The organism is Sphingobacterium chuzhouense, from assembly GCF_014692525.1.
In the GTDB taxonomy this organism is placed as follows: Bacteria; Bacteroidota; Bacteroidia; order Sphingobacteriales; family Sphingobacteriaceae; genus Sphingobacterium; species Sphingobacterium chuzhouense.
On record NZ_JACNYL010000002.1, the window covers coordinates 1,177,867 to 1,190,679 of the forward strand.

The window sequence follows — 12,813 nt, forward strand, 5'->3', positions numbered from 1 at the left end:
AATTATGACTATATGAAAGAATCTGAATTTTTATCGACTACGGCTAAATGTAGAAAATATCCTTGAAATTTAAAAGGCAATGTTTTTTCCACCACTTAAATTCTTATCTTTGTCACTCCAAAAATAGGGCAATGAAATATCCATGTTTGCTACAATACAAATGCGAATGAGTATAACCGAGCCTAGCGAGCTCTCCGTAGGAAATCCGGACATTCCATATGACCTTTAAAAAACAATGTTTATACATATGAATCATCCTGTTAAAATTAAAAATGCTTTGGTGTCGGTATATTACAAAGACAACTTAGCCCCCCTGATTAAACTACTAAATAAATACGGAGTCACTTTTTACTCCACAGGTGGTACGGAAGCATTTATCCGTGAACAGGGCGTCGACGTTGTCGCAGTCGAAGATTTGACCAGCTATCCCTCTATTCTCGGTGGCCGTGTAAAAACATTACACCCGAAAATATTTGGAGGTATATTGGCACGTCGGCCTTTAGCAGGTGATCAGGAACAATTGGCACAGTACGAAATTCCTGAAATTGACCTTGTTATTGTGGATCTTTACCCATTCGAAGAAACCGTAGCTTCTGGTGCTCCCGAACAAGATATTATCGAAAAGATTGATATTGGCGGTATCTCTTTGATTCGTGCCGCTGCTAAAAATTTTAACGATGTGGTGATTATCTCCTCTAAAAGCGATTATCAAGAGCTTGAAGCTATGTTAGCTGCACAAGATGGACAAACGACATTGGAACAGCGTAAAGAATTTGCAAAACGCGCATTTAACACGTCCTCGCACTATGACACCGCAATTTTTAACTATTTTAATCAAGAAGGTCCGCTTTCTGTTTTCAAGCAGTCGGTGCAACAGGCACAGACACTGAGATACGGCGAAAATCCACATCAAAAAGGAACTTTCTTCGGTGACTTAGACGCAATGTTCGACAAGTTAAATGGAAAAGAGCTTTCTTACAACAATTTGGTAGATGTAGACGCAGCCGTTGCTATCATTGATGAGTTTGACGATCCTACGTTTGCCATTCTAAAACATACAAACGCTTGTGGTGTGGCTTCACGTCCTACTATTAAACAAGCGTGGATAGATGCACTGGCATGTGACCCTGTATCGGCGTTTGGGGGTGTATTGATTACCAATGGGGAAATTGATCAGGAAACTGCAAACGAAATCAATAACCTTTTCTTTGAAGTACTTATCGCTCCATCTTATACTGAGGGTGCTTTAAATGTGTTAACGGCAAAGAAAAACCGTATCATTTTAAAACGCAAAGATGTTCAACTACCTAAAGAGCAGTTCAAAACGTTATTGAATGGCGTTATCGTACAGGACAAAGATCATACAGTAGAGGGCCCTGAAGCGATGACTACAGTTACTGAGATTCAGCCAACAGCGGAACAATTGAATGACTTATATTTTGCGAATAAAATTGTAAAACATACCAAATCGAACACAATCGTTTTTGCCAAAAACAATACCTTGGTCGCTTCCGGCGTTGGGCAAACATCACGTGTCGATGCGTTAAAACAAGCTATAGAAAAAGCACAATCTTTTGGTTTCGATATTAACGGGAGTGTAATGGCTTCTGATGCTTTTTTCCCATTTCCAGATTGCGTAGAAATAGCGGGCGATGCAGGCGTAGCAGCTGTATTACAACCGGGTGGTTCTATTAAAGATCAACTATCTATTGAAATGGCCAATGAAAAGGGTGTGGCGATGGTTATCACCGGTGTAAGACATTTTAAGCACTAAATTTAAGGGCGGTGCATTGGTTATGCACTGCCCTATTATAAATATCCTAAAAGCCAATAAATAATAATAAATGCTATAATTGTTCCAAAACAGCCAAGCCCTAATTTTTTAGCTCCCCATCCAGCAATTATTGTCTTAAAAAATCGATTCATACGTTAATGCTTTTTCTTTCCTTCTAAAGCTCTACAAGAAAAATGCCGATTTTATTAAGCCGATAATATATCGCGGACAATAAGCTTTCCATCGAAATGTTTTTTTAAATATCTTCCATCCCCGTGGATTGTCCATACCTGTCTCGGATCTACTTTATCAATGAAATACAAAATGTCCTTCCAGTCTACGTGATCGGAGATATATAATTCAATATCATTTTGTCTTTGTAACCGCTCCCAACCGGAAGCAAATGCTCTCAATACATTTTTTGCCTTAAAATAACTGTTGAATGTAAGCGGTGGAACCAAATAAATTTTGTTGGTGCTCCCGTCTTTCATTGCTTTGCGATTATATAAGGTATAACAAAGTCGTTTGTATCCTAACTCGTTATATAGCTTATGAACAGGATACATTTTATGATGTACCAATACCTCTCGTTCCGGCAGTAAGTCATTTATCAATGCTGTTAGTCGCTGTGCTTTGCCTAAGGTATAGCACCCCAACATAATGTTACTTGGCCTATCTTTCAATTTTAGGATCTCTTTCTCCACGTCCGGATGTGAGACGGCAGGATTGGCAAAGGTCGATTCAGTGATCAGGACATCAGCCTGCGTCAATACAATTGGTTCACAAGTAGCATCTTCCTGTAATTTATAATCACCCGTATATAGATACTTCACTCCTTGACACTCCATCAACACTTGTGCAGAACCTAATATATGTCCGGCAGGAAAAAAAGTAATATTTACATTTCCTAGTTTAAAGGTGTGCTCGAAGGTTACGACCTCAAGACTATTTTCTGCTATTTTCGGGAACTTATTTTTCATAAATGCAAATGTAGCAGCTGTAGCATACATCGTTTTATGTCCATTGGTAGCATGATCACCGTGCGCATGCGATATGATATTTTTTGCAACGGGATACATCGCATCAATGTAAAAATCACCATACCGACAATAATAGCCGATATCATCTTTTATTAAAAAATCCTCGAAAATCTCCTTCATGTTTTTTGCCCTTCTAGAAATTGCTTGTGTAGCGGTAATATCTGCGGAAGTAAAGGCGTTAATCCATCATTTACGATAATAAAGTCCGCGAGTTTTTGCTTTTCTTCGTCTGGCAGTTGTTTGTTTATACGATCCAATACTTCTTCTCTAGTTATCGTATCTCGTTGCATAACACGTGCGATACGCATATCTGTCGGTGCTGTTACCAAGATAGTATAATCTAGTTTTTTATATGAACCACTTTCAAAAAGCAGTGCTGCTTCTTTCAATGAATACGGAAAGTTTTGTGATAGTGCCCAATCTTCTCCATGTTGGATTACGATAGGGTGTACAATGGCGTTCAGTTTATCCAGTCTCTCTTTATCCCGAAACACTTGTGAAGCCAGATAAGCACGATCCAGATGCCCTTCGATATCATAAACCTGCTTACCAAATTCCAATATCAATGCATTTTTAATAGCTGAATTGGTATTCATCAATTCTTTCGCTTCTTTATCTGCATCATAAAAGGGCACACCTAGCGCTTTAAAAACTTTCGCTACGTAACTCTTTCCCGAACCTATGCCTCCGGTGAGACCGATCTTCAACCCCATAATCTATCTTCTAACAAAAAAATCAACATTCTGTGGCTCTATACTAACAACATGACAGTGTTCGGGCACTTTTGTTAGGATTACCGGTAGATTCTGTACTTTATTCTTTTCCCAATTTTCCATATCTACCACAGCCTCAAAATCTCGCGACGACCATTTATTATAATCTTTCAACGATACCAAAAACGTAACTTTAATCTTGCTAGGTAAAATCCGGACGGAAGTATACCGCGAAGCATTTTCCACTTTGAGCGGCAGTTCAATCACCTTTTCCGTAATTTCCCCCACCGGAATGGTAATCTCTGAAAATGTAGGATAGATTGTTATGTTGTTCTTTTGATGTTTATTCAAATAGGCGATTGTGCGCACGTCCGTTGCTACCTCGCTACCTCGAATGGTATCGGTTTCCAAATAATCGATATTGGCAACATCCTCCAATGGCCCAGTTACCGTGACGTATTCGGGATTTGCCCGGGTATCGCCTATAATGCCATATTGCTTCTTAAATTGTATATCATATAACGGACGTATAGGTACCTTTCTTTGTGTTTGCTTAGAAAAATCAAAATACAATGTGTCGGGTATCACACCAATCACTTGGTTATCTGCTGGAAATTGTCGATTGATGTATCCCAATTGATTTGCAAAAACAATATAATTCCTCGTTCTCAATCCACTTAGATCAACTTGGATGTGTGGTGTATCGGGTCGAAGTCTTTTCACGAACATCTTCCAACCACTCATTCTCATCCGGATACTAACCGTATCTGATTGCAATGGATGAAACGCCTTGTTCTCCGGAATATTCACATAGGAAATACCTGCATCGATACGAAATGTCTGCTCGGTAGAAACGGCAAACAACAACCACGCGATAAAGGAGATGACTAAACATCGCAAAAATATTGCGAGTTTTCGCCTTTTTGTTTTCGTGAAGCGGGGTTGTGCCATAACCACAAAAATAGTAAAAGACAACTAAAAAGGAGACTGTCTGTTGAGACAATCTCCTTTTTCAAAAATCAAGTCTATAAAAAACTTATTTCTTTACAGTTTCGCCGTTCGCCGCTCTGGAAGCGTCTAAAGCAACAGCAGATTTGTCGAAACGGATTTTCACACCCGAACCTACATCTACTAAGAAAGTCGTCTCGCTAACTTCCACAATACGTCCGTGGATTCCCGCTGTTGTCACGATTTTTGAGTTCACACCTAATTCCTCAATATATTTTTTATGGTCCTTTTGTTTCTTCATCTGTGGTCTGATCATGAAGAAATAAAATACCACAACAATCAGAATCATAGGTAAGAAACTCATCAATCCACCGCCTCCGGGTGCCGCTTGTAATAACGTAGTTATCATATTATATATAAAATTAAAAGTTACATGTTAAATTATCTACTAAAAGCAATTATGCTCTTATTTCGGCAAAACCTCACCTTTCAACTGAATAGTGGTGACCCGATTGTCAGCATTGGAAACAATCGTCACAATTTTTTGCTGTGTACCTACTTGCCCATTGCTATCAAAACTCACTTTTATTTCACCAGATTTACCAGGAAGAACAGGAGTTTGCGTGTATGAGGGCGTTGTACAACCGCACGATGCAGAAACTTGTGACAGGATTACGGGAGCTGTTCCGGTATTGGTGTATGTATACTCGTGTTCTACAACTTCACCTTCTTTCACCTGTCCAAAATCAAAAACAGATTCAGCAAATTCAATTTGACCCCCTTTAGCTGCTTCATTAGCTAACGTAGCTGTTGATTGCTCCTCTTTATTCCCTGAATTTCCACAGGAAATCAAGATTGCTAATAACCCACAAACAAAAAATGATTTTAGTATATTCATTGTATTTTTATTGTTTATTTGCTAAGTTGTTACGTCGTTTATTTTTTTACAACTTTACCCTTGTAGACCTCTACCCGTTTTCTGAATACGTCCTTGTTGTGCCAACTCTGCAAGGATCTTATCCAAGATGCCATTGATAAATGTATTACTTTTAGACGTACTAAATGCTTTTGAAAGCTCTATATATTCATTAATTGTAACCTTTACCGGAATTGTTGGAAAGTTAATTAACTCACAAATTGCCATACGCATCAATAGCGTATCGACCAATGCAATACGATCAGCTTCCCAGTTTTTCGTCTTAACAGAAATCAACTGCTGGTATTCATCGCCGTAGCGGATAGTCTGCTTTAAGAGTTCAACGATAAACTCCCCGTCCTCTTCCCAACTAGGTGTTAAATCCGCCAATTTGTTTTGTGCCGGATTTTCACTACTGAAGTTTTTAAACGTTTTAGCCACCATAGCCTGTAGCACTTCCCTGTCCACCGGCCAATTGATAAACTTCGCTTCGAAAGCCTGTTCAATTTCGGGCGATTTCAATATGATTTTCTTGAAGATAAACTTGATAATATCTTTCTCCGCAGCAATAGATCTATCTTCCTGCTGCAGATAAGCCATATATTCAGGTGAATCTTTCAATTGTGCGAAGATAGAACGAACTATTTCGGGATCGAACGTCCAGGAAACCTTGTACCTCTTTACATTTTCCAAGTAGGTTCTATTTTGCCGTAGTGATTCAATAAAACTATTGCTATTCAATTTTGTCGTATAGATCTTATCCGTTTCGGTCGGCAAAAATTTATTAGCTCTCCCCTCTGCATCAATTAGTACATATTCAGCAACTTCATCAAGTAGATTCAGTGTCCAAATATACATCTGGTTAACTTCGTCAACACTGGTTAACAGTATTTTCTCGAAATCTTTCACTTGTTTATCTTGTGATAAACTAAACGCATACAGCGTTTGCATAACTTTCACCCTAAGGTGCCTTCTATTAAGCATAATTTAATTTAAAGAACGATTGTATATAAATAAGAACGTATTATACTTTCCAAACTCACCTATTTAATTTTCTTGATGTCAAATATACGCTTTTCTGCTAATTGTTTAGCAGCTTCGTATGTAGTAATATTGTCTTCAACAGATTTTTGGATGACATGACGGGTCGCGTTATAGATATTTTTAATTAATGCTTCTGTACGGTCATTACCGTATCCCTCTAACTCTGAATAGCAACTAATCAATGCCCCTGCGTTAATTAAAAAATCAGGAGTATATAAGATATTCCGTTCTTTAAGCAGTCTATTTGTTTCTTCTTCTTCCTTTAATTGGTTATTTGCTGACCCGGCAATAATCCGACAACGCATACGTGGTACGGTTTCAGGATTTACCGTCCCACCCAAAGCACATGGTGCATATACATCAGCATCCAGTTCGAAACTGGTGGAGTAGGTAATCGGCTCCGCTTTATATTTCGCGGCAATCTTCATCTTGCGTTCCTCCGTCATATCCGATACGTAAACACGTGCATTTTCCGCACGCAACATGGCCACCAATTGCTCTCCGACACCTCCGACACCTTGTACCGCTATCTTGCGACCAGCTAATCCATCATCGCCATATAGCTCTTTAATAGCCGCTTTAATTCCATAAAATACACCACGCGCCGCGAAGAGCGTGGTATCTCCACCTCCATTTAGAGACGCAGGCAACCCGGCTACATAATCCGTTTCAGACAACATGTACTCTAGATCTTTCTGCGTGGTACCGATATCGGTCGAAGCAATAAAGTTTCCATTAAGTCCTTCAATGAACTTCCCAAACCGACGCATTAAAGCTTCCGTTTTATCTGTTCGATGATTGCCTATAATAATGGCACTGCCCCCACCTAGATTCAGACCTGCAAGAGAAGCTTTATAGGTAATCGCTTCCGATAGGCGTAGTGCATCATCAACAGCATCTGTCAAAGATTCATAGGGTAACATGCGGACACCTCCTATCGCCGGACCTAATGTCGTATCATGAATCGCAACAATTGCTTGCAATCCCACCACCTTATCTTGGCAGAAAAATAAATTCTGATGACCAGAAATCGCCATCTTATTGAAAACAGAAGAATTATTTACTTCCATAACATTCCTTAAGTACCTATATGTTCTTTTTGCTTCTGCAAAAGTAGGGAATATTTTTTCAAATTTTAGCCTTACATTTGTTCCCGATGAAGGAGTTGGCTTATCTTAATAAATACTTTTACAAATACCGTTGGAAACTCATTCCGGGTGTTTTATTCGTCGTTATATCCAACTACTTTGGTATTCTACCGGCTGTCGTTATCCGGGAAGCTTTTGATCTCGTTAAGGAAAACATCGACCTTTATAGGTTATATGATGGTTTTGACCGACAAGATTTGGTATATCAAGTATTCGGTAGCAGTCTGCTTTTTTTCGGTTTCGTTGTTCTGGCTCTCTCCTTATTGCGGGGTATTTTCTTATTCTTTATGCGCCAAACAATCATCCTCACGTCGCGCCATATCGAGTACGATCTCAAAAATGAGATTTACAATCATTATCAGGAACTGGATTTTTCTTTTTTTAGAAGGAACAATACAGGCGATATGATGAACCGTGCCACGGAAGATGTCAATCAGGTGAGAAACTATCTAGGGCCGGCTATTATGTACGCGATCAACACGGTGGTGCTTTCTATCATGATTATCTATGCTATGTATAATGTGAATCCAAAGCTTGCTACTTATTCTTTGTTGCCGATTCCTATACTATCGGTGATTATTCTATTTATCAATAAGATCATTAATCAGCGGAGCGAAAGAATACAACGACAGCTATCCGTGCTTTCTTCCTTTGTACAGGAAACGTTTTCAGGAATACGCGTTATTAAAACTTACACACGCGAAAAGCAAAAAATGGACGTATTTAAGGATGAAAGCAATCTATACAATAAAGTTTCGCTCGACCTCGTCCGCATACAAGCCATTTTCTTTCCGTTAATTATTTTCCTCATCGGATTCAGTACGATTATCACGGTGTATGTAGGCGGTATTGAAGTAAAAAATGGAACGATTACTGCCGGGAACATAGCAGAGTTTATCCTATATGTCAATCAGCTTACTTTCCCTGCCATGTCGCTGGCATGGGTGACCTCTTTGTTCCAGCGGGCTGCGGCATCACAAAAACGAATCAATGAATTTCTGAAAACGACATCCGATATAAAAGACGGTGATAAAGAGTCCATACTTCAAGGTGATATAACTGTAGAAAATCTTTCATTCACCTATCCCGAAACAGGAATCAAAGCCATAGAAAATCTTTCATTCAACATAAAACGTGGACAAACACTCGCTATTATCGGGAAAACGGGTTCGGGTAAATCGACATTAGCGAATCTGCTGTTGCGCATGTATGACGCTGATCAAGGCCGTATTTATTACGACGGCACACCGTTACAACAGATAAAAATAGACACCTTACGCTCCCAGATTGGCTTTGTGCCACAGCAGGTATTCCTCTTTTCGGATACGATAGCAAATAACATTGCTTTTGGTCTGGATACCCTAGAAATGAATAGGGTGGAACAAGCAGCAAAAGATGCAGCCGTCTATGATAACATCATGAATTTTGACAACGGCTTTCAGACCTCTATCGGCGAACGGGGCCTTACACTATCTGGTGGTCAGAAACAACGAGTGTCTATCGCACGTGCACTTGTTAAAGATCCACAGATACTCATTTTTGATGATTGCCTTTCGGCTGTTGATACAAAAACGGAAGAAGAAATACTCCATAATCTTAGTCGTATTATGCGGAATAAAACGACTATTTTCATTGCGCATCGTATATCTACTATAAAAAATGCAGATCATATCCTCGTCTTGGACGAAGGCCGTATCATCGAGCAAGGTACGCATGAGGAATTAATGGCTTTGGAAGGAGAGTATTTCGAGCTACATGAAAAACAACTTTTGGAAGCGGAATAAAAACCTATATATCAAAAAAAGTATACCAAATATTTTTATTTTTGTGAGATGTATAAACAATGGGGCTTCCTATTTTACCTTATTATCTGTTGTCCAGGACTATTTGCGCAACAAATCGTGTTGAAAGATACACTTAGCACACAAGAAACAAAAGACACCGTTACGCGAAATTTTGACCATCTCTATGATATTGGCGACGGTATAAAAGATATCATCAGGTTTGTCCGTCACGATACAACCACCAGGATTTCCCGAAAACCATCGGGAATTTCTATTTTACCTAACATCAATTATAACCCCAGTATTGGCTTCCAGATCGGCGCAAAGGTTGTGGGCGGTGTATATGTAGGTGATCCGGAAAACACGACCATGTCAACATTTGCCACAGCATTAAGCTATACTACTCGCGGTATTATATATGGTTACCTGATGCATGATACCTATACTCCTAAAAACAAATGGAATCTCAAGGGGGGGATTATTGTCGCCAAGATGGTGGGGCTGGATTACGGAATGGGTATGGGAAATGTAGTAGAAACAGCTATTCCCGAAGAGGAAACACTTAATAATCCAGAACGTACTCGCTTTGTCAACCAATATACCGTATACGGTTTTAATGAACGTATCTATAAAAAATTATTACCCGGTATGTTTGTAGGTGCAGGAGTTTTCATTGAGCTTAAACGTAGTATCCATACGCTGGGAGACCATGAATATACGCCGCTTGAAGTTTATAGCGACTTTACAGGGTATAGTGCACAAAGTTATAACAATAATGGATTGATGTTCAATTGGCAATATATGACGCGTGACAACCCAAACAGCGCATACAAGGGAATCTATACGGATATCGTTCTGCGGATGAGCCAAGCCTGGATGGGGAGCGCACAGAGTGCCTATCAATTACAAACAGACTTTCGGAAATACTGGCAGCTATCCTCCTCTCGTCCCAATCATGTTTTGGCCTTTTGGCACTGGGGATCGTATAATGTTGGTGGCAGACAGGCATATCTTGACCTTCCAGGCACCGGGAAAGATCCATTTGCTCGTACCGGACGTGGCTATACCAATGGTTATTTCAAGGGAAATTCCTTTTTCTATTCGGAAGTGGAATATCGATTCCCTATTTTACGCAACCAATTCTTAAGTGGAGTTGTCTTCGCCAATGTTCAAACTGCCAACGACCGTTTGGGCACAAAGCTCTTCCAGCAATGGCAGCCAGCTGGTGGTACAGGGCTACGTCTGCTGTTCAATAAAGCGACACGGACAAATCTATGTATTGACTACGCTTTTGGTCGATTCGGGCAACGCGGTTTATTCTTAGGATTGAACGAAGCCTTTTAAATTAGATACACATGCTTTTGAAATTTAATTTTTTTCTACTTACCGCTATATTATACATTCCTTTTACTGTTTGGAGCCAGACAACCGACAGCATATCGGATCCGCAAGAAATTAACCCCGTCAATATCAACGCCTATTTCAGCCAGCAACCTATTCTGGAACTAACGTCAGCAGCACAAACGATCAGCCCACGTTTGATCGAAGCACAACAAACCACCACGTTAATTCCTGCCATTAACACCGTGGCAGGTGTGCGGATGGAAGAACGTTCACCGGGGAGCTACCGTCTGGCCATGCGCGGAAGTCTTATCCGATCTAAGTTCGGGATTCGCAACGCCAAAATATATGTAGACGATTTCCCACTGACCGATGCCGGAGGAAACACCTATCTAAACCTGCTAGACCCGGCAGCTATAAATGCTATACATATTATTAAAGGCCCCGATGGTTCGTTGTATGGCGCTAACTCCGGTGGCGTTATTAACATAGCCCCGAATGGCTTTGATGTGCGTAAAAATCATAGTTCTCTATTATTAAGCGGCGGATCATTTGGCTTGTTTCAAGAACAGCTCTCCATACAGCGGAAAGTAACGGATAATTATAGTTTCTCTTTCGATCAGTCGTTTACAAGATCGGATGGGTACCGCGATAACACCGCTTTGAACAAAAAAACATTCCAAACGGCGCATCGTTGGAAATACACGCCCAAAAATGAACTTCGTTTTTTTGCCTTGTACAGTGATTTGGGCTATCGTACGCCTGGCGGACTGACACAAGCGCAAATGGATGAAAATCCACGCATGTCCCGTCCGGCGGCTGGTTCAAATCCAGGTGCTAAAGAACAACAAGCCGGTATTTATAACAAAACATTTTATGGTGGAATTGCACACCACGCGCAACTGAATAATAAGTTATCACATACCGTCAGCATATTTGGTTCGAATACCGATTTCGAAAATCCGTTTATTACCAATTACGAATATCGAACGGAGAATAATCTCGGTCTCCGCACGTATTTCTCGTACAGAAACGAAGATATGCAGCACTTTCAATGGCAAATGCAGCTTGGTTTTGAAGGACAAAAAGGATGGTACGAGATGGAAAACTTCGGCAATGAGCAAGGTAAAGCTAGCGAGCTAGCGGACCATGACAATCTCTACAATACACAATATAGCTTTTTCTACCGTGCCATGGCCAAAATATTCCAACGCTGGACGATGGAGGGCTCGTTAGGGTTAAACCACTCAAAAGTCCGCTACCGCCAACATTACCCTGAAATAGAAAATCCGAGCGGTAACATAACATTTGGCAGCATCTGGATGCCACGCATCGCAACTTCTTATTTAATAACAGATAGATTTGCTGTACGGGGCTCTATTTCGAAGGGCTATTCTACGCCTACAAACGAAGAAATACGCCCGTCCGATAGGATCATCAACAGCTCCCTACTCCCAGAAACAGGCACAAATTATGAACTGGGTACTCGTCTAGAAACAAATAGCAGACGATTTATTGCCGATTTAAGCATTTACCATTATAAAATAAAAAATGGAATCGTGGAACAACTTAATGATAATGGCGAAGTGTATTACCTCAATGCGGGAGAAATCAAACAAAATGGTGTTGAAGCGTCTATTTGGGCATTTATATTAACCCCTAAACGTGAGAGATTTATCCGAGCGATGAACCTTCATTCGAGCGTTGCTTACAATCATTACCGCTTCGGAAGATATAATGTAAATGGCAATGATTTTTCTCGCAATAAAGTCACAGCAGTACCAAACTGGGTATGGACGAACACATTCTTAATCAGCTTTCCAAAAAAATTCGGGTTGAATCTTTCTCATAATTTCACTTCCGCCATGCCGTTAAATGATGCGAATAATGCATTTTCCGATAAGTTTCATTTGGTACAAGTCAAAGGAACATGGAATATGCGTTTAAAAAACAAGCAACAGCTTCAATTTTTTGCCGGCGTGGATAATCTGTTGAATGAACGATATAGCTTAGGCAATGATATTAACGCTTTTGGGGATCGATTTTTCAATCCCGCTCCTACTCGGAATTATTACGGTGGGATGAAAGTGACTTTATAAAATCAC

11 protein-coding genes are annotated in these 12,813 nt (G+C 40.1%); 4 read left to right on the forward strand and 7 right to left on the reverse strand.

What is annotated here, in order from left to right:
• Positions 1 to 247 precede the first annotated feature (247 nt).
• Positions 248 to 1,774 (forward strand): bifunctional phosphoribosylaminoimidazolecarboxamide formyltransferase/IMP cyclohydrolase, encoded by a 1,527-nt coding sequence (purH, locus tag H8B21_RS11465; RefSeq protein ID WP_190313878.1) that lies wholly within the window; start codon positions 248 to 250, stop codon positions 1,772 to 1,774.
• Positions 1,775 to 1,980: 206 nt separating this feature from the next.
• Here the strand turns inward: purH and H8B21_RS11470 are convergent, their stop codons facing one another.
• The 7 genes from H8B21_RS11470 to H8B21_RS11500 all read right to left on the reverse strand — a co-directional run bounded on the left by H8B21_RS11470 (position 1,981) and on the right by H8B21_RS11500 (position 7,505).
• Complete coding sequence (locus H8B21_RS11470; protein ID WP_190313879.1) at positions 1,981 to 2,934, reverse strand: MBL fold metallo-hydrolase; 954 nt, start codon at positions 2,932 to 2,934, stop codon at positions 1,981 to 1,983.
• Complete coding sequence (gene coaE / locus H8B21_RS11475; RefSeq protein ID WP_190313880.1) at positions 2,931 to 3,527, reverse strand: dephospho-CoA kinase; 597 nt, start codon at positions 3,525 to 3,527, stop codon at positions 2,931 to 2,933. The genes H8B21_RS11470 and coaE overlap by 4 nt, the downstream gene beginning before the upstream one ends.
• A 3-nt stretch (positions 3,528 to 3,530) precedes the next feature.
• A complete protein-coding gene (locus H8B21_RS11480) occupies positions 3,531 to 4,478 on the reverse strand; it encodes a CdaR family protein (RefSeq protein ID WP_190313881.1) in 948 nt (315 codons plus the stop codon).
• Positions 4,479 to 4,563: 85 nt separating this feature from the next.
• Complete coding sequence (gene yajC / locus H8B21_RS11485; RefSeq protein ID WP_148920823.1) at positions 4,564 to 4,884, reverse strand: preprotein translocase subunit YajC; 321 nt, start codon at positions 4,882 to 4,884, stop codon at positions 4,564 to 4,566.
• Between the two features lie 57 nt (positions 4,885 to 4,941).
• A complete protein-coding gene (locus tag H8B21_RS11490) occupies positions 4,942 to 5,373 on the reverse strand; it encodes a DUF1573 domain-containing protein (protein ID WP_190313882.1) in 432 nt (143 codons plus the stop codon).
• A 54-nt stretch (positions 5,374 to 5,427) separates the two neighbouring features.
• The gene (gene nusB, locus H8B21_RS11495) at positions 5,428 to 6,375 is read right to left on the reverse strand and encodes a transcription antitermination factor NusB (protein WP_190313883.1); all 948 of its coding nucleotides are present in this window, start codon (positions 6,373 to 6,375) and stop codon (positions 5,428 to 5,430) included.
• A 59-nt stretch (positions 6,376 to 6,434) separates the two neighbouring features.
• Entirely contained in the window at positions 6,435 to 7,505 is a 1,071-nt protein-coding gene (locus H8B21_RS11500) for a Glu/Leu/Phe/Val family dehydrogenase (RefSeq protein ID WP_190313884.1), read from the reverse strand.
• Positions 7,506 to 7,591: 86 nt separating this feature from the next.
• Between H8B21_RS11500 and H8B21_RS11505 the strand changes: the two genes are divergently transcribed.
• Genes H8B21_RS11505 through H8B21_RS11515 form a run of 3 tightly spaced genes read left to right on the forward strand, consistent with a single transcriptional unit; the run spans position 7,592 to position 12,807 of the window.
• Entirely contained in the window at positions 7,592 to 9,367 is a 1,776-nt protein-coding gene (locus H8B21_RS11505; RefSeq protein WP_190313885.1) for an ABC transporter ATP-binding protein, read from the forward strand.
• Positions 9,368 to 9,415: 48 nt separating this feature from the next.
• Positions 9,416 to 10,711 (forward strand): BamA/TamA family outer membrane protein, encoded by a 1,296-nt coding sequence (locus H8B21_RS11510; protein WP_190313886.1) that lies wholly within the window; start codon positions 9,416 to 9,418, stop codon positions 10,709 to 10,711.
• An 11-nt stretch (positions 10,712 to 10,722) separates the two neighbouring features.
• Complete coding sequence (locus tag H8B21_RS11515) at positions 10,723 to 12,807, forward strand: TonB-dependent receptor (RefSeq protein WP_190313887.1); 2,085 nt, start codon at positions 10,723 to 10,725, stop codon at positions 12,805 to 12,807.
• The last annotated feature ends 6 nt before the right edge of the window (positions 12,808 to 12,813 follow it).